Annotated in this window: 20 protein-coding genes; 9 read left to right on the top strand and 11 right to left on the bottom strand. The window is 55.0% G+C overall.

The features are described 5' to 3' along the window. Positions 1-15: 15 nt before the first annotated feature. From HNV11_RS14755 to HNV11_RS14745, 3 genes are all read left to right on the top strand, one after another. Complete coding sequence (locus tag HNV11_RS14755; protein ID WP_171740394.1) at positions 16-1,128, top strand: efflux RND transporter periplasmic adaptor subunit; 1,113 nt, start codon at positions 16-18, stop codon at positions 1,126-1,128. Positions 1,129-1,203: 75 nt separating this feature from the next. Further along, a complete protein-coding gene (locus HNV11_RS14750) occupies positions 1,204-4,407 on the top strand; it encodes an efflux RND transporter permease subunit (protein WP_171740393.1) in 3,204 nt (1,067 codons plus the stop codon). A 38-nt stretch (positions 4,408-4,445) separates the two neighbouring features. Beyond that, entirely contained in the window at positions 4,446-6,113 is a 1,668-nt protein-coding gene (locus tag HNV11_RS14745; protein ID WP_171740392.1) for an MFS transporter, read from the top strand. A 29-nt stretch (positions 6,114-6,142) separates the two neighbouring features. On the opposite strand, the gene HNV11_RS14740 is transcribed toward HNV11_RS14745, so the two are convergent. From HNV11_RS14740 to HNV11_RS14715, 6 genes are all read right to left on the bottom strand, one after another. Then, the gene (locus tag HNV11_RS14740) at positions 6,143-6,778 is read right to left on the bottom strand and encodes a hypothetical protein (protein ID WP_171740391.1); all 636 of its coding nucleotides are present in this window, start codon (positions 6,776-6,778) and stop codon (positions 6,143-6,145) included. Positions 6,779-6,803: 25 nt separating this feature from the next. Next, the gene (locus tag HNV11_RS14735) at positions 6,804-7,349 is read right to left on the bottom strand and encodes an SRPBCC family protein (protein WP_171740390.1); all 546 of its coding nucleotides are present in this window, start codon (positions 7,347-7,349) and stop codon (positions 6,804-6,806) included. Beyond that, positions 7,346-7,852 carry a monooxygenase family protein gene (locus HNV11_RS14730; protein ID WP_171740389.1) on the bottom strand — a complete coding sequence of 169 codons (507 nt, stop codon included), beginning with the start codon at positions 7,850-7,852 and terminating at the stop codon, positions 7,346-7,348. Before HNV11_RS14730 ends, HNV11_RS14735 begins: the two co-directional genes overlap by 4 nt. A 305-nt stretch (positions 7,853-8,157) precedes the next feature. Then, positions 8,158-9,117 carry a nuclear transport factor 2 family protein gene (locus HNV11_RS14725; protein ID WP_171740388.1) on the bottom strand — a complete coding sequence of 320 codons (960 nt, stop codon included), beginning with the start codon at positions 9,115-9,117 and terminating at the stop codon, positions 8,158-8,160. Between the two features lie 36 nt (positions 9,118-9,153). After that, complete coding sequence (locus HNV11_RS14720; protein ID WP_171740387.1) at positions 9,154-10,491, bottom strand: NAD(P)/FAD-dependent oxidoreductase; 1,338 nt, start codon at positions 10,489-10,491, stop codon at positions 9,154-9,156. A gap of 27 nt (positions 10,492-10,518) precedes the next feature. Next, positions 10,519-10,947, bottom strand: a complete 429-nt coding sequence (locus HNV11_RS14715; protein WP_171740386.1) for a nuclear transport factor 2 family protein — start codon at positions 10,945-10,947, stop codon at positions 10,519-10,521. A 179-nt stretch (positions 10,948-11,126) separates the two neighbouring features. Between HNV11_RS14715 and HNV11_RS14710 the strand changes: the two genes are divergently transcribed. Both HNV11_RS14710 and HNV11_RS14705 read left to right on the top strand, forming a co-directional pair. Next, entirely contained in the window at positions 11,127-13,106 is a 1,980-nt protein-coding gene (locus HNV11_RS14710; protein WP_171740385.1) for a tetratricopeptide repeat-containing sensor histidine kinase, read from the top strand. 66 nt (positions 13,107-13,172) lie between these two features. Further along, positions 13,173-13,790: a response regulator gene (locus tag HNV11_RS14705; protein WP_171740384.1), complete on the top strand. Its 618-nt coding sequence runs from the start codon at positions 13,173-13,175 to the stop codon at positions 13,788-13,790. Here HNV11_RS14705 and HNV11_RS14700 read toward each other — a convergent pair. After that, positions 13,787-13,981, bottom strand: coding sequence for a hypothetical protein (locus HNV11_RS14700; protein WP_171740383.1), 195 nt, complete (start codon positions 13,979-13,981; stop codon positions 13,787-13,789). The two genes, HNV11_RS14705 and HNV11_RS14700, sit on opposite strands and share 4 nt — an antisense overlap. 64 nt (positions 13,982-14,045) lie before the next feature. Between HNV11_RS14700 and HNV11_RS14695 the strand changes: the two genes are divergently transcribed. The 4 genes from HNV11_RS14695 to HNV11_RS14680 are packed head-to-tail and all read left to right on the top strand — an operon-like array spanning position 14,046 to position 17,043. After that, entirely contained in the window at positions 14,046-15,071 is a 1,026-nt protein-coding gene (locus HNV11_RS14695; protein ID WP_171740382.1) for a sensor histidine kinase, read from the top strand. Then, positions 15,068-15,859, top strand: coding sequence for a LytR/AlgR family response regulator transcription factor (locus HNV11_RS14690; RefSeq protein ID WP_171740381.1), 792 nt, complete (start codon positions 15,068-15,070; stop codon positions 15,857-15,859). Before HNV11_RS14695 ends, HNV11_RS14690 begins: the two co-directional genes overlap by 4 nt. A gap of 43 nt (positions 15,860-15,902) precedes the next feature. Next, on the top strand, positions 15,903-16,475 hold the full coding sequence (locus tag HNV11_RS14685) for a hypothetical protein (protein ID WP_171740380.1): 573 nt from the start codon (positions 15,903-15,905) through the stop codon (positions 16,473-16,475). Positions 16,476-16,506: 31 nt separating this feature from the next. Beyond that, positions 16,507-17,043 (top strand): hypothetical protein, encoded by a 537-nt coding sequence (locus HNV11_RS14680; protein ID WP_171740379.1) that lies wholly within the window; start codon positions 16,507-16,509, stop codon positions 17,041-17,043. Between the two features lie 78 nt (positions 17,044-17,121). Here the strand turns inward: HNV11_RS14680 and HNV11_RS14675 are convergent, their stop codons facing one another. The 4 genes from HNV11_RS14675 to HNV11_RS14660 form a co-directional block, all read right to left on the bottom strand. Beyond that, positions 17,122-17,709 (bottom strand): dioxygenase family protein, encoded by a 588-nt coding sequence (locus HNV11_RS14675; RefSeq protein WP_171740378.1) that lies wholly within the window; start codon positions 17,707-17,709, stop codon positions 17,122-17,124. Between the two features lie 27 nt (positions 17,710-17,736). After that, positions 17,737-18,831: a PA14 domain-containing protein gene (locus HNV11_RS14670; RefSeq protein WP_171740377.1), complete on the bottom strand. Its 1,095-nt coding sequence runs from the start codon at positions 18,829-18,831 to the stop codon at positions 17,737-17,739. Between the two features lie 119 nt (positions 18,832-18,950). Then, positions 18,951-19,874, bottom strand: coding sequence for an SMP-30/gluconolactonase/LRE family protein (locus HNV11_RS14665; RefSeq protein WP_171740376.1), 924 nt, complete (start codon positions 19,872-19,874; stop codon positions 18,951-18,953). Between the two features lie 13 nt (positions 19,875-19,887). After that, on the bottom strand, positions 19,888-21,270 hold the full coding sequence (locus HNV11_RS14660) for a Gfo/Idh/MocA family protein (protein WP_171740375.1): 1,383 nt from the start codon (positions 21,268-21,270) through the stop codon (positions 19,888-19,890). Between the last annotated feature and the right edge of the window lie 116 nt (positions 21,271-21,386).

Below are 21,386 nucleotides of genomic sequence, written 5' to 3'. Positions count from 1 at the left end.
TAGAGTAACGGTACTATGAAAAACCACATCAAGTTTATCTTAATTGCCGGTGGCGGGTTGTTTCTGACGGCCTGCGGGGAGAAAAAAAATGATCAGCAACAGCAGGCTCCTCCACCAACGGCCGTTACGGCCGTGCGGGCGATCAAAGGCAATGCAACTTATTATGACGAGTTCCCGGCCACGGTAACGGCTCTGCGAGAAGTAGAGATTCAGCCGCAGGTATCGGGAAATATTACGGGGATTTTCTTTGAGGATGGGCAGCGCGTACGGAAAGGGCAGAAGCTGTACACCATTGATCCGCAGCAGTACCGGGCGGGATACGACCAGGCGGTGGCGAACCTGAACGTGCAGCGGGCGAACCTCAACCGCGCCCAGAAAGACGCCGACCGCTATAATACGCTTGCGCAGCAGGACGCCATTGCCCGGCAGGTGGTAGACAACGCGACGGCCACTCTCGAAGCAGCCCGGATGCAGGTTGCCGCGGCTCAGGCCAACATCCGGCAGGTGGCCACCAACCTTAAATACACAACAATCTACGCCCCTCTGGACGGTACCATCGGCATTTCGCAGGTGCGGCTTGGCGCGGCAGTAGCTCCCGGCTCGACGCCCCTGAACACCATCTCGGCCGATGATCCGGTTGCGGCCGATATTCAGGTCGATGCAACGCAGATTCCGCGGTTCCTGAGACTCCAGAACCAGAAAAAGGCAGCCCGTGATTCTACGTTTATTCTCATGCTGCCCGACGGCAGTCAATACAAATACCCCGGCGAGGTCCGTATTGTGGACCGGGCCGTTGATCCGCAGACCGGCACGCTTCGGGTCCGGATTGCATTCCCTAATCCGGATAAGGAACTGAAAGTTGGTCTGAACGGCAATGTGCGGGTGAAAAACAGCACCGATCAGCCGCAACTCCTGATTCCCTATAAGGCCGTAACGGAGCAGATGAGCGAATTCTTCGTGTTTGTGGTTGGTGACAGTAGCAAGGTGACTCAAAAAAAGGTAACGCTCGGGGCCCGTATCAACGATAAGGTTGTGGTTCAAAATGGCCTGAACGAAGGTGAGCTGATTGTAACGGAGGGTACTCAGAAGATCCGGGAAGGGGCCGTTGTAAAGGTAAGTAATTTGTGATTGAGCGAATGAATGATTGAGTGAAATACCAGATCACTCAATCATTCATTCGCTCAATCGCTCAAACAAGAGATTATGTTCGCAGAAATATTCATCAACCGACCTGTTACGGCCATCGTGGCGTCTGTCGTCATTGTGGCACTGGGCGTGCTGTCGCTGCTGAGCCTGCCTGTCAGCCAGTACCCTGACATTACGCCCCCGGTGGTTCAGGTAACCGGTACCTATACCGGTGCCGATGCGCAGACGGTGGAGCAGACCGTTGCAACCCCCATCGAAACCCAGGTGAATGGAACACCGGGCATGAGTTACGTGCAAACCAACGCGACGAACGACGGCCGCATGAGTATGAACGTAACGTTCGACGTCGGCACGGACGTAAACATTGCCGCGCTGGACGTGCAGAACCGCGTTGGTATTGCCGAGCCGCAGTTGCCCGAAGAAGTGAACCAGCTGGGCGTAACGGTCCGGAAACGGAACCCGTCTTTGTTTATGCTGGTGGCGATTTATTCGCCGAAGGGCACTCACAACGTCTCGTTTCTGGATAACTACGCCAACATTTATATCCGCGACGCTCTGCTGCGGGTACAGGGCGTGGGCGACATTTTCAGCCGGGCTGATGATTTCAGTATGCGGATCTGGCTGAAGCCCGACCGTCTGGCTCAGCTCGGCATTACGTCCGATGAGGTTGTGGCCGCTTTGCAGGAGCAGAACCTACAGGTGGCCGGTGGGTCCATTGGTGGATCGCCACAACCGTCGACGCAGGCGTTTGAGTACACCGTCTTCACCAACAGCCGGCTCAGTAAAGAAGAGGAATTTAACAATATCATTGTCCGCAGCGATCCGGCGCGGGGTTCGCTGGTGTATCTGAAAGACGTAGCGCGGGTGCAGTTAGGCAAGTTCTCTTACGCCAGCAACTCGTTTGTGGACGGCAAGCGGGCGGCTTACCTGCTGGTGTATCAGCTGCCCGGCAGTAACGCCCTGGCTACGGCCGAAGGCGTCTATGCCGCAATGGAAAACCTGAAAAAAAACTTCCCGAATGATATTGAGTACGTCGTTCCCTTCGAATCGGTATCGGTTATTCAGGTGTCGATTTCGGAGGTGGTTAAAACGCTGCTCGAAGCGCTGGTACTGGTGGTGCTGGTGGTGTTTCTGTTCCTGCAAAGCTGGCGGGCTACGCTCATTACGCTGCTGGCGATTCCGGTCTCTATTGTCGGCACCTTTGCCCTGTTCGTGCCGCTTGGCTTTACCATTAATACGCTCACGCTCTTTGCGTTCGTGCTAGCTATTGGTATTGTTGTGGATGATGCCATTGTGGTCGTGGAGGCCGTCCAGGCCAACATCGACAAAGGAAAATCACCGAAGGAGGCTACGCTGGATGCTATGCGCGAAATATCGGCGCCGGTTATCGCCATCGCCCTGATTCTGGCGGCCGTGTTCGTGCCGGTCGGTTTTATACCGGGGATTGTCGGACGGCTGTATCAGCAGTTTGCCATCACCATCGCCGTTTCAGTGCTGATTTCGGCCTTTGTCGCTCTGTCGCTTACCCCGGCACTCTGTACGATCCTGCTTCGGCCCCAGCATATCGACGAAAACGCGAAAGGGCTGAACAAGTTTTTCTATAAGTTCAACCAGTGGTTTGAGCGCGTCACGACCCGCTACTCGAATGCCGTTCAGCGGCTTATCAAAGCTACTCCGCTGGTCATTGTTGGGTTGATTGTGCTTTACGTCGGAACGGGTCTGCTGTTCCGGGCCAAGCCGACAGGCTTTATCCCGACGGAAGATGAAGGACGTCTGATTGTAACCTACGAAATTCCCGAAGCAGCTTCAACTGCGCGCAGTCTGGTGGTGCTTAACCGCATCATGCAAACCCTGAAACAGCAACCTTATGTAGCCCACTTCTCTGCCCTGGGTGGATTGAACGCCATTACGTTTGCGTCGAAATCAAACAGCGGAACGGTGTTTATTCAGTTAAAACCGTGGGCAGAGCGGAAGGAACGTGATATGCAGGCCGATTCGCTGGTTGGCAAGCTCCAGCGGGCGCTGGCGGATCTGAACGACGCTCGGCTGCAGGTGCTTCAGCCACCGGCTATTCCGGGGCTGGGCCAGAGTTCGGGCTTTACCTTCGAGATTCAGCAGCGGGAGACCAACGACGACGTCCGGGCGTTCGACGGTGTCGTGCAGAACTTCATTGCCGAAGCCAACAAACGACCGGAGATTGGGCGGGCGTTTACGTACTTTACGGCCAAAACACCCGCCTACCGCGTTGAAGTGGATCGCGAAAAAGCGAAGAAGCTTGGTGTTTCGGTGAGTAATGTGTACAGAACAATTCAAACCTATCTGGGTAGTCAGTACGTCAACGACTTCATTATTTACGGGCGTAAATTCCGGGTTGTCGCGCAGGCCGATACGTCTTATCGAACCGATATAAAAGGGCTGAACCAGTTCTACGTCCGCAATTCGGGTGGGCAGCTGATTCCGATCAGTACGGTCATCAAGACGAGCATTATCGAAAACGCTCCGCTGATTTCGCACTTCAACCTCTTCCGTTCGGTCGAGCTGAACGGGGGCGCCAAGGCCGGTTACAGCAGCAGCCAGGCCATCGACGCCCTGCGTGAAGTGGCCGATAAGGTGCTGCCCGCCGGGTATTCCTATGATTTCTCGGGACTAAGCCGCGAAGAGATTAACGCGGGTAACAGCTCGGTCTTCATTTTCGCGCTGTCGATTGGGTTCGTCTTTCTGTTCCTGGCCGCTCTCTACGAAAGCTGGTCGGTGCCATTTTCGGTCCTGCTGTCGGTGCCCATTGGCGCGCTGGGGGCTATTCTGGCCCTGACGCTGTTCCCGTACCTGAACAACAACATCTACGCGCAGATTGGGTTGATTACGCTCATCGGTCTGGCCGCTAAAAACGCCATTCTGATTGTGGAGTTTGCCAAGGAGCGCGTCGACCGGGGCGAAGATCTGCTGGAATCCACCATTGAGGCCGTGCGGCTTCGGCTGCGCCCGATCCTGATGACCTCGCTGGCGTTTATTCTGGGTGTGTTTCCGCTGGCCATTGCCAGTGGCGCGGGTGCTGTGGCGCGGGTCACCATTGGCCGGACGGTACTGGGCGGGATGCTGGCGGCTACTTCGCTGGCCATTTTCATCGTGCCGGTGTTATACGTGAGCATCACCCGGCTGGCCTATGGAAAGAAAGGGCTGGAGCAGCTTAAAAAGAACGCCGATCAGAAAAAGGCTGAGGAGAACCAACCGGAAGAGCAACCGCAGATGGTCGATAAGTAAGCTGTTGCGCCGGCATTTGCGCTGAATAAACCGAGTCTATGAAAACCATCGACACCGACGTGCCAGCCGAGAAACCGCCTACTATCTGGCAGGCTTTTTCGGTGAGTATGTTCAGAGCCGTGTGGATTGCTGCGTTTGTTTCCAACATTGGAACCTGGATGCAGAACACGGCTGGTGTATGGCTTATCACGACCTTATCAACCTCATCGGTGTTGGTTGCCCTGATGCAGACGGCTACGAGCCTGCCCGTGTTCCTGCTGAGTATTCCGGCGGGCGTCATTGCCGATTTGCTGGACCGTCGTCGGCTGCTGCTGGTGACCCAGTTGTTCATGGCAACTGCGGCTCTGACCTTAGCGCTGATGACGTTGTCGGGCGTGTCAACAAGCTGGTCGGTGCTGTTTCTGACGTTTGTACTCGGGATTGGTGCGGCTTTCAACGCGCCGGCCTGGCAAACAGTAGCTTCTGAACTGGTACCACGTAACCTGCTGCCTGCAACCCTGACGCTCAACGGCGTTAGTATCAACGCGGCCCGCGCCGTTGGCCCGGCGGTGGGTGGGCTGATTATCGCTTACTACTCACCGGGCTACGTCTTTCTGCTGAATAGTCTGTCGTTTCTGGGAACGTGCTGGGTGCTGTACCGCTGGCGACGCCCGGCTGTGCTGTCGAATCTGCCGAGCGAAAATTTCGTCAATGCCCTGCGGGCGGGACTGCGTTACGTCCAGTTTTCGCCATCGATTCATGCCATCCTCATTCGGGCGTCGGCATTTACGTTTGGGGCCAGTGCTTTGTGGGCCTTGCTGTCGCTGGTTATTGCCCGCAAATTTCAGCTCGAAGCGGGCACTTACGGTACCCTTCTATCGTGTCTGGGCGCCGGGGCCGTCAGTGGTGCGCTACTGATGGATTCCATCCGACGGATGCTGACCACCAACCGGCGGATTCTGGTAGGGCTGTTTGGCTTCGCGCTGGCGACGGTGTCGCTGGGCGTGCTGCCTTCCGTGACCTTTCTTTATCCAATCATGTACGTAGCCGGCGTTTGCTGGCTGTTGACCCTGACCAGTTTCAACGTATCGGTGCAACTCAATTTGCCCAAGTGGGTGCAGGCGCGGGTACTGAGCATTTACCTGCTCGTCTTTCAGGGCGGCATGGCGTTCGGCAGCTTGATCTGGGGTAGTGTGGCCAGCCGGTTTGGTCTGGAAACCGCGCTCGGAGCTGCAGCCGGCTGGTTGCTGTTGAGCACGCTGCTGGCGATACCGTTTCCGATTAACCAGGGGGAACAGTTAAACCTGGCGCCAGCCAACACTTGGACTGACCCCGACAATCTGGCCAGGGTTGATCCCGAAGAAGGACCGGTAGTGGTCATGATTGAATACCGCATCAATCCGGCTACACTACCCGCCTTCCTCAAAGCGGTCGAAGACCTGAAACGAGTCCGGCTGCGGGACGGCGCCTTGCGGGTTGGGGTGTTCACCGATATAGCCCAGCCCGAACGGCAGGTCGAGTTCTTTACGGTTGCTTCCTGGGGCGAGCATCTGCGCCAGCATCAGCGGTTTACGCAGGATGATGTTGCCGTTGAGCGCATGGTCCGTCAGTTTCATGTCGGCCCGAATCCTCCGCTTGTTACGCACTTCGTAGCCCAGACGGATAAGTTAACCGAACTGGCCGCGCCCATTGCCGTGCCGGATTCGGTAACGCTCGAAGGTCAGTGAGTGTGCAGGTACCAGTCCGGCTTGCTGGGTCAACTCAGGGATTTGGCCAGCGACTGCCAGGACTGGTTCAAAAGGCTGTCAACGTGCTGCCAGTCGGATTCGGTAATGGCCTCACCTTTGTGATCGCGGAACACCATGGCTTCGGTTCTTAACTGACCGTATTTTAAACAGCTGGCAACGGGAATGTGGTACAGGTCCGCGGCTATCTGCGCCTGCAGGGCGGCCCATTCGGCGGGTGGGTGTTGCTTACGTTCGCGTCGGATTATCCACCACTCCAGTTCGTTGCGGGCGGTGGCCGTTACGTTCAGCGGCTGGTCGCTGAGATTGCCGATAGCCGTATAGAACGCTTCCAGATCGGGTAAGGCCTGGTTATAATCCAGACGACTACTGCCGTTCTTAAAGAGGAAAGCGGCCTTGGCGGCATGGTAGGCGATAATAAATGACCGCCAGAACGGAGCATTCATCTGCTCCCGAATGAGTCTGGCCGACTGCCAGAACAGTAGCAGCGGTTTTTTCTCGTAATAAGACCGCCACATGGCGCCGTCCAGTCGGGCAACTTCTTCAGGTTCAAAATGCCGCAGATTAACCTGTCGGGGTATCAGCAAATCAGTTAACACCCAACCGGCGAGTGCCAGCGGAATCAGGAAAACCAAACACCGTTTCATGATCGGTAAGAGGTTCTGGAAATGATCACAATAATTGATTGTTCGTTCGATTATGCGGGAAGGTTGGTTTAGGCGGGTTCGGCACATGGACCTCGCCCCGGCGTCGGCGCAGTTCAAGGATAAGACTTTCCAGTCCTTTCCGCATTGCCCATTCGTGGTTCATCGAAAAAACAGGTTTTAACAACCACGAGAACTTCTTCAAAAGCGGCTTCTGGGCTTCGATCCGCCAGTCGTAGGTGACGTGCGTACCCGACTCTTCGGGCGTAAAGGTCCAGATGCCCCGCCCTTCAAAATCGCCATAGGCTTCGAGTGAAAAGCCCTGGGGAAAACTCGTGTGCGTTACCCGGAATGTCCAGCGTAACGTATAGGGCAGCCAGCCTTTGGTGAACAGTTCCACTACTTTCCCGACTCCGCCGGGTTGCCCTTTTTCACGCACGTTTACGTCGAGATAAACTGAGGGCCACCACTGCGGCAGTGAATTGACATCCTCAAGCGTCCGATACACCTCTTCGGGCGAAGCGGCAAGGTGCCAGTGCGTAACAAAATGATAAGCGTTCGTATTAGATTTCACAGCTTCTTTAAATCGGCTTCCGTATAAACAGGCGTGGGCATGGGTGTATCGCTTTTGAGGTTAAGCCGGTCGCGGGAAGAGAACATACGCCCGGCTTTCTCGACTTTCGGGGCAAATTGCAGAAAACCTACGTTGTCAATGTTTAAATAGACGCCTTCCATACCGCCTTTCATGCAGTAGGCCTCGTGCCAGAAGCGCGTACCCTGCGGGTCTTTCATAAAATCTTTCCACCAGCCCTGATGCGGCAGGGCGCGTGTCCAGTTTTCCATGGATTCGAAATCCCGCCAGTACTGACGCATACCGAGATGGAGCGGGGCAAAGCCAAAAAACAATTGTTCGTGCCGCAACAGTCCTTCGGGCTTAGCATCCACCGCTTTCTGAATCTGCGGACCGATTTTGAACATGGTTCGAAGCCCTTTGAACGAATCGTGGGTCATGCCGAGGTAAATAACAACCAGGTTGGGGTAGCTGTCGAGGTCAGCTGCGAGTTGTACGGGTTTCATAGTTTGAAAGGGGTATAGGAGTCGTTTCGGGAAAGGCAGAACCGGCCGGATAAATCTCAGGTTCTGTTTTGTATGAAATTTACGAAAACTCTTGGCAAACAAGTGCTTACGATTGATTGTCAAGAGTTTTCGTAAAGGGGCTCCGTACTCTGGCACGTCAGCGTTTTAAGCCGTCGATTATCCGCAAAATAGAGCCTGGTGGCCTAAGTGCCGAATACCAAAACCTGCCTTATCGACCAATTTCTGATATTGCTCAGCATCGACGGTTGGTCTGCAGAAAAGAGGATGGTACGGTCAATGGTAATCTATTTGACGGCTACCGTTACGGCCTGCGGCTTATCCATGATTTCTTTGCTGAAAACAATCTTACCATCGCGCACAACGAAGTGGTGGATAACCGTCACTTTAAACGGCTTTGGCGAGCCTTTCAGCTTATATTCGGTGTTAATGAACGTAACGACATCATCGCCATCGGCCAGGAAGCGGTACGGCTGAAACTTGGTGATCTGCACGTTAGTGGCCAACGCTTTGAAAAACGCGGCCAGCTCAGTTTTGCCTTTGTAAACCCGGGCGACAGCCGCGGAAGGGCTCTCCGACGTATCCCAGACCACATCGTCGGCGCAGGCTGCGAGGATACCCGCAATATCGCCCTTGCCAAACAGTGCATAGCCGTTCATAACGACCGCCGTGTTCGGATTAGAAAAACTGTGGAAGCCAATCTGGTCCAGCACGGCGTTGGGGTTATTGGCCCAGTGGGCGGAGATTTTACCGCTCTGATCAAATTCCAGGATGTCCACATCGTTCCAGATCACGGGTTTTCCCGTCGCCGGAATCATCCCGATCGCACCTTTCTGCGTGCCTTTAAAGGTATTCTGCACGTAAACTTTGTTGCCGTCGGCGGCTATGCCACTTACGATAACCGTGTAATCGGGAAAGGCACTGAAGAAATCTTTTAAGCCTGCTATAATGGCCGCTTTGCCCTGAACAGGCGTTGGCCCAATACCATAGTCGATGGCATTGTCGGCGATATACGTAATGAATTTGTCGAGGTCGCGCCTGGCAATGGCCTCATATGCCTCCCGGGTAAGCTTTTTGTTTCGTTCCTCGAGAGAATCTGCCACTAAAGCCGATTCTGTCGGCGACGTTCGTTTCCGGGCCAGAATGCTGTCGAAGTTGTCGGCGTTGGCTGTGCCCTGAGCCATCGTCAGACCCGTTGCCAGTAAAGCGGTTAAAAGAATAGACTTTTTTGTGCTGTTCGTTTTCATTGGATTATTGATTAAGGGTTTGAGAATACAATAGCATCAGGCAGCCGTCATGACCCGCCAGAGAATTCGCGGGTGAAACAGCGATGTGGGCGGCTTCAACAGGCTCATCACCCGCAGGAAAGCCGCGCAGACTACCTCGTCGCGCAGTGTAGCGCGCTGAACGCGGGAAACGTATTTATTGAGAAAATCGACGGCAGCGGGTTTTGGACCTTCGGTTTCCGGATAGCGGAAGTCTTCGCCCACTGTCAGTTGCCACGGAATGTCCACGACTTTGGCGGCCCGCTGGAAAAAAGTTTTCGCCAGCTTCTCGTCGGAAGGGTTGTCGGCAAGAAGCCTGTCCAGAGCAGCGGCCTGCATCGTGGCCGACGTCATGCCCTGGCCGTAAGTAGGGTTGAAGCTGGAGATGGCATCGCCCAGGACCAGATAGCCCAGCGGAAACCGGTTCAGACGTTCATAATGACGGCGCAGACTCGACGGGAACCGGTACGGAATGGGATCGGAAAGCGGTTCACTGCGGCTGATGATGTCATAAATATCGGTAGCCGGCAGACTCCTGGCGAATTCCAGAAAACCCGGTTCATCGACCGGGGCGCTGTCGCCATGCCAGCCACCGACGGTTACGACCCAGCGATTTCCTTCGACGGGGAACAGACCACCAAACCGCCGTTCGCTCGGGGCAGCAGGCGTGCAGAGAATCCAGTGGTTTGTCAGGCGGTCGTTCGGGTCGCGTTCATAGATGCGGGTCGTGTAGCCTACTTTTACTTTAACCTCGCTGACGGGCGGGGCGTCGTAGCCCAGCTCGCCCAGCCACTGCGGGCTTCTCGAACCCCGCCCTGTTGCGTCGATCACCAGATCGGCGGTCAGCGAGTCCAGTTGCCGGCTCGTCTTGTGCAGCACGGTTAGGCCGGTTACCCGTTGCCGGTCGGCGTCGGTGTCCAGACGTTGTACCGAACAGTTGTCGATTAGTTGAACATTGGGCAGAGCCAGCACGCGCTCCCGGATGAGGTGCTCCAGCAGCGGGCGGCTCATCGTAACGGCGGGCAGATTCATGTCGAAACTTTTCCGGTAGCCGCCGTGGGTGAACCAGGTCATCGTATTGGCAAAATCGCACACGTTGGCACCGGCGTCGGCCAGGGCTTGCCGGAGGTCCGGAAAATAATCCATCATAATCCGGAAGCCACCGGGCAGCAGCCCGTGCAGATGGCGGGTCTGAGGTTGGCCCTGCCGCGATTCGGGCTGACGGTTCACCACATCCCGTTCGATCAGGGTTACCTTCTGAAAATGGTGGCTCAGGGCGCGGGCGGTCATGAGTCCGCCGAGGCTGGCACCCATCACAATTGCATGGGCGCGTGGCTGGTTTGCACGGGAAGTCATTGTTGCTAAGGGTTTAGGAATAGAAGGTTATGCCGGTACAGTCGTAGCTGCTTTAGCCGCCTGAATGTGTTTGAACGTATCCGTGTAATGGCGCAGGCGGGTTACTTTTCCTTCGTCGTTGAAGGTCCACAGGTGCATTTCCTCGTCGCGGAAGCTCGTCGCCAGGGCCGAGGAAGCCGTTTCGACGATGATCTCGGCGGCTACCTGATTGCCACCTGCCATGATGGATAATACCTGAAAATCGGTAAGGTTCAACTGGCCCACGATACTGAAAAATTCAGGTACTGCTTCTTTCCCCTGGCGGGCTTTCAGCCAGGGGACGTTCTGTTGCTGAGCCGAGTTATCGGCCCAGGATTCCCATTGCACATCGTCGGCAAGGTGGTCCAGAATAGCTGGGATGTTCCCCTGTCCGAAGGCTTCGTAAATGGCCTGTACGATTTCTTGATTTGTTTTCATGATTGGCTGGTTCAACGGGTTTAGTTCGTCGCTGACGATGCAAAGTTCGCTTGCTAAACCGCTGTGAATCAATCCCGTAAAAGCAGGGATTTTTTCTCCCCGAAAAAGGGGATTTTGCGGTGAAGGCTTGGAAGAGACCTAAAAAGTGAAAAACTTGACTGGAAATAAGCCCGAAGCCGATGCGACCACGTATCCTCTCTCTGTTCCTGCTGATGGGCCTGACCGCCCGGCTTTGCGCGGCCCAGTCTGAGGCCCGCCGGGACAGTCTGCTGCGCATTCTGGAGCAGGCCCGGACCGATTCGGCCCGGGTGCAGACCCTGCTGGATATTGGCAAGCTGTATTACACGGCCACTGAGTCGCGCCCCTGGATCGACAAAGCCATGGCCCTGAGCCGCAAAACCAATTACGCGCTGGGCGTGGCCAACTGCCTCGCCAACTACAACTATTACCTGTACATCGAAGGGAAGTATGATCAGGTCTTGAAGAACTGCGATACGGCCATCCGTCTGGCCCGCCCCCTGAAAGCGCATAAAACGCTGGGGGCCTTGTATAACTACATTGGTAACGTGCACACTGCCAAAGGTGAACAGCGACTGGCCCTGGAAAACTATCTGAATGCCCTAACTGAAGTGAATCAGGCGGTAGTGCCGGTTCATTTCCCCATTACCATTGAAGGCAATATTGTTAAGCTGTACATTGATCTGCGGGAGTACACCAAAGCCCTTACGTATGGCCTGCGGGTGATTGAGCGGGCCGAAAACGTAGGAGCGATCAACGCGGCCGGTTATAACTGCCAGCGCGTTGGAGAGATCTATCTGGTGCTGAAACAACTCTCTAAAAGCCGCTATTATTTTCAGAAAGGACTGCGGTTCGCCCGACAAACCCAGGACCCGTATCTGGAAGCATCTCTGCTGTCGAATCTGGCCGATATTTTCAGCCATGAAGGCAATGTCCCCAAAGCCCTTGACTATTACGATCAGTCGCTGAAACTGGCACGTGCCAACCAGAATCATGAAATCGAAATGTGGGCGCTGCACGGTATTGCGCTGGAGCATTACTGGAAAAAAGAATGGGAACCGGCCTACGACCTAACCCAGCAGGCGCGTCAGATTGCCGAGAAAAACCAGTACAACGAGTACGTAACGAACCTGTATCTGCTACTGTCCGATATTGAAATCGGTCGTGGGCGACTGCGGGAAGGTGACCAGTGGCGACAGAAATGGCAGGACATCCGTACCCGAATCAGCAACGAAACGGTACTGCGGGCAACGCAGGAGCTTGAAACCCAATACCAGACCAGGCAGAAGACGGCGCAGATCAGCGCCTTACGTCAGCAGCAGCAGATTCAGCAACTGTCGCTCCAGCGAAAAAATCTGTTGATTGCGGGGCTGGCGGCCTTGCTGGTCTTACTAGGCATCATTGGCAGTTTGTATTACCGAAACACCCGGAACAAACAGCGGCTGGCCGAACAGGCGCATCAAATTAGCGAGCAGAAAATCAAACAGTTAGAGCAGGAAAAGCAACTGTCGGCCGCCGAAGGAATTCTGCGGGGACAGGAAGAAGAACGGAGCCGACTGGCCCGCGACCTGCACGACGGTCTGGGCGGTATGCTGTCGGGTATCAAATCATCTCTTATGGCTATGAACGGAAATCAGATTATTCCCGAGGCAGCGGCACAGACGTTTGAACGGGTTATCGACAATCTCGAAACCTCAATTCAGGAACTGCGCCGGGTGGCCCGCAACATGATGCCCGAAGCGCTGGTTCGCTTTGGGCTGAAAGACGCCCTGCAGGATTACGTCGATTACCTGAATCGGCCGGGCGGGCAACAAATTGATTACCAGACGTTCGGATTGAGCGAACGGTTGCCGCAAGCCACCGAAATTATCGTATTTCGAATTGTGCAGGAACTGCTCAACAACGTCCAGAAACACGCGGGGGCCAGCCAGACGCTCGTGCAGCTCATTCGGGATGGCGAACGCTTCCACCTGACGGTCGAAGACAACGGCAGGGGGTTCGATACGGCCAATCTGGCTCAACAGCAGGGAATCGGCTGGCTCAATATCCGCTCCCGGGTCGATTACCTGAACGGTACGCTGGAAGTTGAATCAGCTCCCGGAAAAGGGACGGCGGTTCATGTTGAGTTTATGGTTTCCTAATCGTTCAGGGCCATTCATTGCTGACAGCCGAATGATCCTGAATGCCTACCAATAGACGCGAAGCGAATGACGAAGATTCTGATCGTAGATGACCACCCGATGGTCATTGAGGGCGTAAAGGCCCTGCTGGCCGCTGCCGACAGCGTTGAGGTGGTCGGAACGGTGAACGATGCCTTTTCGGCGATGGCGTTCCTCAAAGCCAATCGCGCCGACGTAGTGCTGCTGGATATAAACCTCCCTGATCTTAGCGGCATCGACCTCTGCCAGAAATTGAAAGCCGAGTTTCCGACCCTGAAAATTCTGGCGATGAGTACCTTCAAGGAGCGGAGCTACATCACCCGCATGATCGAGCAGGGCGCGTCGGGTTACGTGCTGAAAAGCGTATCGAGCGATGAGCTGATCGAGGCCATCCGGCAGGCGCAGGCCGGGCGCATGTATCTGAGTCAGGAGGTTTCGCAGGTGCTGCTGTCGGGTCCGACACCCAAACCAGTTCCGCTGCTGACTTCCCGCGAAAAAGAAGTGCTGGCCTGCATCGCCGAAGGTCTGACCAATCACGAAATCGCCGACAAGCTCTTCGTAAGCCCACTCACCGTCGATAGTCACCGAAAGAACCTTCTGGCCAAGTTCGGAGTCAAAAATACAGCCGCTCTGGTGCGGGTAGCGGTCGAAAACCAGCTCATTTAAGCTTCCTGCTGGCTGCGCGCCGATACCGTAAAAGATACCCCTAAACACGCTTCACCGGCAAGCCATCGTGACGACTCAGTCGCGCTTATGGACGACTCGGGCAAGACAGTCGACAAGTCGAACAGGGCCGCGTTGGTTACGCCACAGCCATCGATTTGTTTTGTATCGCCATCCCGGAGTTGTTGCTGCAAACCTGCTGAACTGTGAACAACAAACTTTAACCTGAGTACGCACCTAACCCCGTAAACGTCACTGATGAAATTAGTAAACGATGGCTGGATTCGCCTTGTCGGCATTGTCATTGTCGCCACGCTGCGGTTCGGGTTGATGAGTGGAGAAATCTGGCGCGGCACCGTACCGCTTATACTGGTGTTCGACAACACGCTGATAGCCGCCGTCCTGATCTGGGAGTCGAGCCGGGCCGTGGTTCTGTACATGCATCGCCGGTATCCGCTCAGTGCGCTCTCGGGGTGGCGGTTCGGTCAGGAGGCTTTGATGCTTCTGCTGGTAATGGGAGGGGTGTACGGCCTGCGGGCGGTGATCTTCGAACAGTTCTTTTCTCGGGAGTCGACACCGCTGTTTTTTCACATCTTCGGGCTGTTCTACACCTATCTGTACGGAGCGCTGACGGCCGCATTTTACGAACTCCTGATCTATATGGAAGCCTGGCAAAAAGCAAATCAGGAAGCCGAACAGCTTAAAAAAGCGAATCTGATGAGTCAGCTGGACTCGCTCAAGAATCAGGTGAAGCCGCATTTTCTGTTCAATAGCCTGAACACACTGACGGCTCTGGTCGAGAAAGATCAGACGCAGGCGGTAAAATTCATCGCCGAGCTGTCGAAAGTTTACCGCTATCTGCTACAGAGCAACGAAAAAGAGTTGATCGCACTGACTGGCGAACTGCAGTTTACGCAGGCTTATTTCTTTCTGTTGCAGACGCGGTTTGGGCAGGGCATTAAGCTTGCCACAACAATTGGGGAGGAATACGAAAACCACCTGATTCCACCGCTGACGCTACAAATCCTGCTCGAGAACGCCGTTAAGCATAATCAGGTGTCGATCAGTAAACCGCTGAGCGTGCGGATTGAGGTGGAAGACGGCCAGTGGCTGACGGTGTCGAACAATCGGCAGCAGAAGCGCGTCAGCGTACCCACTACCGGCACGGGACTGGCCAACATCGCGGCAAAATATAAACTGTTAAATCAACCCAACGTGATCGTGTTGGAAGAGCCGACATACTTTACGGTGAAAGTTCCACTTATTCCGTCAACTGCCCTATGAACCTGTTTATTATTGAAGACGAAGTGGTGGCGGCCGAGCGCATCAGAGAACTGATCCGGCAAATCGACCCCGACGCCCGGATAGTCGGCTGGGCCGATAGCGTTGACGCCAGCGTTCAGTTTCTGCAGACGCACAAAGCCGGTCCCGACGACCCTGACCTGATTCTGATGGATATTGAACTGGTTGACGGGCAGAGCTTCGAAATCTTTCAGGAAGTGGAGATTACGTGTCCGGTCATTTTCACGACGGCCTACGATGAATATGCCCTGCGTGCTTTCAAAGTCCATAGTATTGATTACCTGCTTAAACCCATCCAGCGCGAAGAACTGCACAACAGCCTGACGAAATTCCGGCAGCTCAGCCAGGTCTATAAATCGGTGACACCGACCTTCGACGTAAACGCGCTGATTGATGAGCTCCGCCGTGCCACGGCCCCGACCTCGCTCACGCACCGGGAGCACTTCCTGGTTCGGCAGGGGCAGCGACTGATTTCGGTTGGGGTGGATGAAGTGGCTTACTTCTACAGCGAAGACCGCGTTACGTTTCTGAAAGCCCACGACGGCCGCTACTTCCCAGTTGACCAGACGCTGGAGGAGGTTGAGCTGCAGATCGACGAGCGGCAGTTCTTTCGGGCCAGCCGCCAGTATTTAGTTGCCCGACCGGCGGTTACCGGCGTGTATGTGCACCTGAACGGCAAATTGAAACTTACCCTGAAGCCCGCTATCAACGAAATGCTCTTCGTGAGTCGCGACCGCGCGCCGGAGTTCAAGAAATGGCTGGGGGGCTGATCATACGTTTTCATTTCTTTTAACCAATAAAACAACAACTCCAATGAACAACAAAACGCTGGGAGCGCTGGCCTTGCTGGGCGCACCAAGTATGGGGCTTGGCATATGGGTCGAGCAACAAGACAAATCGCTGGCCGATTCCTGGTTTACGGGCGTCTGGGGACTGATCTATATTACGGCCTGGATGTGTAGTATGGTCGCCCTACAACGGATGAAGGTTGCGGGTAACAGCCGCTTTGGCCGGGTCTTTCCGCTAGTCATTCTTGGCTTCCTGACTATCGCCAACCTTTCGAACGTCTGGCAACTGGTTGCCCCGACAAATAAATCCACGCTCTTCTGGCGGCTGGATATGTTCTGGCCGCTGAGCAACGTCCTGATGCTGATTTATGGCCTAACGGTCATCATAGCTAACCGCCTGACTGGCTGGCAACGGTTCGTGCCCCTGCTCTGCGGACTGTGGTTTCCAGTGGCTATGGCCACGAAGCTGCTTCCTCCGAATGACTTCACGTTTCCGTTTGTCGTCCTGCATACAATCATTGCCTGGTCGCTGCTGGCCGTCGTCGTGCTGAAAGGCCGGGAAGGGAAGCCGGTAGTTCCGAATGCAGTTCTTATCTGATCTTTTTTAACAACAAATCCTCTTTTGAACCATGAAAAAACATCTGTTTACCCTGTTTGCGATTCTATCGCTGTCCATTGCCTGCACACCCAATTCGGACAGGATCGACCCCGCCATTCAAAGCAACGTACCGGGCGACGTTTCCGGAAAATGGATGTGGGGTACGTTTTCCATGAGCAACTTCTGGGGTTACGACGGAAGTTATCAGGGAAAACCATACGAGCAGGCGTTCGTCCTGGACTTTAAGCCCAACGGCGAATTTGAAGAATACGTCATCAACTCCACCACCAGCTATAGCTGCCGCACTGAAGCCTTTTCGTACTTCAAGGGCAAAGTTAAATTTAACGAAGCGGAGCAGTCGTTTACCCTGACGCCCTCCAGTGGAAATTACCGGGGTTTCTATTCCTGCTATCCAAACAGCAATTTTAAGCGTGACGCCAGGCCCAGTGAGTTAAAATCCAGTACGTTCTACTACGAAACCGTAACGGTGCAGGGACAGAAGCAGTTAGTGCTGCGCGACGGCCCGAACGACACGCAGGCGATGTCGCTAAAGTCGGCTAACTGGTAAGTAAATTAAACTACGTAAAAGCCTCGCTATGAACGATTCATAACGAGGCTTTTACGTAAGGAGTGTGCAGTAGCTTGTTCAGGCGTTCACGACGAACGTATAATCGGCCCGTTGCGTGTCACCTTTCTGGCGGATGGCCATCAGCAGAGCAGGGTCGAAAATCCGGTCGCGCTGGTTATGCGGCTCGTCGGGGAAGAACAACTGCGTAGTCAGAATACGCTGGTTTGGAGCCTGTACCTTTACGTGCAGATGCCGCGTACGGCCGGGATACAGACCGGGAACGATGGTTTCCAGCTGGAAACGCCCATTGCGGTCAGAGTACTGATGCCCGCGCAGCCGGAAACCTTTATTGTCATATTCACCCCCGTTGTCGGCCTGCCACCAGTCCAGCAGCACATTGGCGACGGGTTTGCAATTGGTGTTCAGCACTTGGCCACTCAGCACGAGCGGAGTGCCGGCCATACCCTGTTCGAGCAGGCTGTTCCGTTCGGGCGATCGGGGCGAATAAAACGGCCCCTCTTCCAGCGGTGGCGTGGGCTCGTCGTGGTCGTCGCAGGGGGGCGTTGGCAGTAAAGTTACAGACCGTCGGTAGTTGACGGTCGAGAAAAAGCTGAACAGCGGCAGAGCCGACAGCAGCGCAAAAAAACGGCGTCGTGTGGTGTCCATTGGCTAAGGGTTGTTAGGGAATTCGGGTCAGAGCAGTTTGATTTCAACCCGTCGGTTGCGGGCCTGTTCGGCAGCAATGCTATTGTCGAACAGGGGCCGTGTGCTGCCGTAGCCCCTCGCTTCCAGGCGGCCCTCGGCAACACCCTGTCGAATCAGATAGGAGGCAACCTGTTTGGCCCGGTATTCGGATAAGGTCTGGTTCAATCGCGGGTCGCCCACGTTGTCGGTATGGCCGCTAATCTCAATACGTAAAGCCGGATTCTCTTTCAGGGCCTTCGCCAGCTGATTCAGAAACGGAAAGGATTCGGAAAGCAGCACGTAGCTGCTCTGTTCAAATCGAACCTGCTGCAAGACCAGCGTTTTACCCCGCTCCGGCATCACGAATGGTTTTGCCGCTACCGGCTCGGATGCTGCTTCGGCGGGTTCATGATCGGCTTTTACGGTGCTTACCCGCGCGAATGCCGCCAGGGATTTTTTAGCCGGGGCGTTAACAACCGGCGTTGACCTGTCTATCGGCTGATTGGCGGCTTTTCGGGGAGGAGCCGCAGCGACTTGGGCGGGCCGTACTGCCACTGGCTTGCGGGAAGGAGTGGGCAGCGCCAGATAGTCGCCCGGAATAATCGTTCGATAGATACTCTGCGAAATCAGGCCAATTCGTTGGTCGTTAGGCTGGGCCCAGAACAGTTGAATGACGCTGCCTTTCCAGTCGTTGTAATATTCGACTTTCAGGTCGTACCATTGCTTACCCCGGAGCCGGATTGACCCGATGAAATTGCTGTCGTCCTGTTTGCGCCACTCGTCAAGGACCTTCTGGTTGCCCACCCAAACGCGAACGCCATCGTCGACGAGCGCGCTGAAATGATAGACGCCCGACGTTGGCGCATACAGCTTACCGGTCCAGCGTACCGAAAAGTATTCCCGCTGAACCCCCGGCGCCGGTTCACTTGCCCAGTCCCAGCGGAAATTGATCTGCGGGTCGGTGCGGGTACACACTTTTTTCTCGAAGTTTGGCCCGTTGAAATACTCGCCCTTTAGGCCGCTGACGGGCTTTTGAGCGAGCGTGTGGCCCGTGACGAATAACAGCGACAGACCAACGATGAGTGAGTAGAGGCTTGCTTCCATAACGGTATGCGTTACCGTACAAAAGCTACTACATCGCTTACGTAAAAGCAAGTAAACCGGTTGAAACTGAGTCTACAAGCTGTCTCAGTTTCGACCGGTTTGTTAAGTCGCCCGTTGTTTTATTCGACGCCCCTGACCTGCATGGGCAGCGTATAGACCGACTCGGTTGCGGTAATGAACAACGTACGCCGGTCCTTGCCGCCAAAACACAGGTTGCCAACCCAGCGCGAGGGAACGGGAATGTTGGTTATCTTTTTACCGCTCGGATCATAGACCGTTACGCCCCGGCCCGACAGGTACACGTTGCCCTGTTCATCCAGCGTCATACCATCCGAACCCTGCTCGACAAACAACTGGCGATTACTCAGGCTGCCATCGGCATTGATCTGGTACTTGTAGGTCTTGTTGGCCCGAATATCAGCGACGTAAAGAAATTTACCGTCGGGGGTGCCTACAATCCCGTTGGGCTGCACCAGATCGTCGGCAACCAGCGTGGCTTCCTGTTTGCCTTTCGGCAGGTAGTACACTTTCTGGCCGTCGATGTCCGGCTTCTTTCGATCCCAGTAGTCCCGCTGGTAGTAAGGGTCGGTGAAATAGATTCCGCCTTTGGAATCTATCCAGAGATCATTCGGGCCATTGAGCCGCTGACCCTGGTAGTTCTTCAGCAGCACCGTAACCTTTTTCTTCGGGCTGATCGACCAGAGTTCATCTTTCTCGTCGGCACAGGAAATCAGGTTGCCTTTCTTGTCGAAATACAGGCCATTTGAGCGGCCGGTCTTGTCCATGAAAAGCGACAGCTTCCCGTCGGTGTCAAACTTCCAGATTTTGTCGTTGGGCTGATCGGTAAAATAAATTACCCCCTTCTTATCGACGGCCGGGCCCTCGGTAAACGTAAACTGACTGGAAATCTGCCTGGGCTGAGCGCCGGGCGCAACGACTCTTGCCGAATCAAGTTTAGGGGCCTCGTTCTGCAACCCAAAGGCATGCCCCGCTATGGTAAGGAGAGCCGCTGCAAACAGGCCGGCTTTATAGCAATACGTCATTCTCTGTAGGCTGTTAAACACGTTTAGGATCAGGGTGCACCCAGCCCGAACGGTACGGCCGCTGTAGTAGTTTGGTCGCTTCCTTATCGCCTACCACTTCGCGCTTCTGCGGATCATAAACCATCGGGCGACCGGTTTGCATGGACAGATTCGCCAGAATGCAGCTGGCCGTCGAAATGTGTCCTTCCTCGATGTCGGCCACCGGACGGCTGTTGTGTTCAATGGCGTTCAGGAAGTCGAGCATGTGCAGGCGCGTAGCCGGGGCCGCGTTCAACTCAATTTTCGGGTTGGTTGGCTCGGTCACGTCTTCCGGATATTTTTCCTTTTCGTAGACAACGTCCTTGTGAATCTTCTCGCCCTTGCCTACGGGAATAAAATCATACTGCATGGTGCTGGCCCACAAGGTGCCCTTATCGCCATATAGCGTAAACGACCAGGGATAGTCGGGGTTGACGGCCGTCCCCCAGGAGCGTTGCTCCCACGAGCAGTTCAGGTCGGGGTACTCAAACAGAGCCGACTGCGTATCGGGGATGTTTGACTTACCATCTTTCTGGACGTAGATACCACCCGTCGAGCTGATGCGGGTAGGCCAGCCCAGCTTCAGCATCCAGCGTACTGTATCGAACATATGGATGCACATATCGCCCATGATGCCGTTGCCGTATTCCATGAATGTACGCCACCAACGAACGTGCGGCAGACCGTCGTATGGCCGCATGGGGGCCGGTCCGGTCCACATTTCGTAGTCCAGGAACTCCGGAACGGGCTGCACCGGCGGATTGCCGTTGTTGCGCATGTGCAGGTAGCAGCACATATCCACGTGGGACACTTTGCCCAGCAGACCCGCATCAACAATGTTCTTTTTCGCGTCGATCAGGTGAGGAGTGCTTTTGCGCTGCGTACCTACCTGAACGACTTTGTTGTATTTACGGGCCGCAGCCACCATGGCTTCCCCTTCGATGACGTCGACGCTGATTGGCTTCTGAACGTAAACGTGAGCGCCGGATTTCACCGCGTCGATAGTTTGTAGGGCGTGCCAGTGGTCGGGGGTGCCGATGAGTACGATGTCCAGCTTGTTTTCGGCCAGCATCTTCCGGTAGTCGCCGTAGAGCTTCGGTGTCTTGCCGGACTTCTGACGCTGGCTAACCAGTTTGGCGGCTCCATCCAGCATGTTCTTATCTACGTCGCAGAGTGCCACCACTTCAACCGGAGCGACCTGAATCAGCCGGAACAAATCGCTTTTGCCATACCAGCCGGTGCCAATCAGGGCCACACGGTAGGTCTTTGCCTGGTTAAAGAAGTCAGTCTTCATGCCGCTGGCGCTCAGGGCCGACAGCGCGAGCGATGCGGTAGTTCCCTGCAGGAACTTACGACGGTCAATGTGAAAGTGATACATTTGAATCGATGGTTTCGGGTATTGTTCGCTTCGGGCCCGTCAGGGCCGTTGCCAGAATCGTAATGCTTTATATAAAAAGTCATTCGGGAGGTATCCATACTGATTCAACCCCGTCA

It is taken from the genome of Spirosoma taeanense (assembly GCF_013127955.1).
In the GTDB taxonomy this organism is placed as follows: domain Bacteria; phylum Bacteroidota; class Bacteroidia; order Cytophagales; family Spirosomataceae; genus Spirosoma; species Spirosoma taeanense.
Note: the sequence above shows the minus strand (reverse complement) of the source record. Positions and strands in the feature narration are given on the sequence as shown.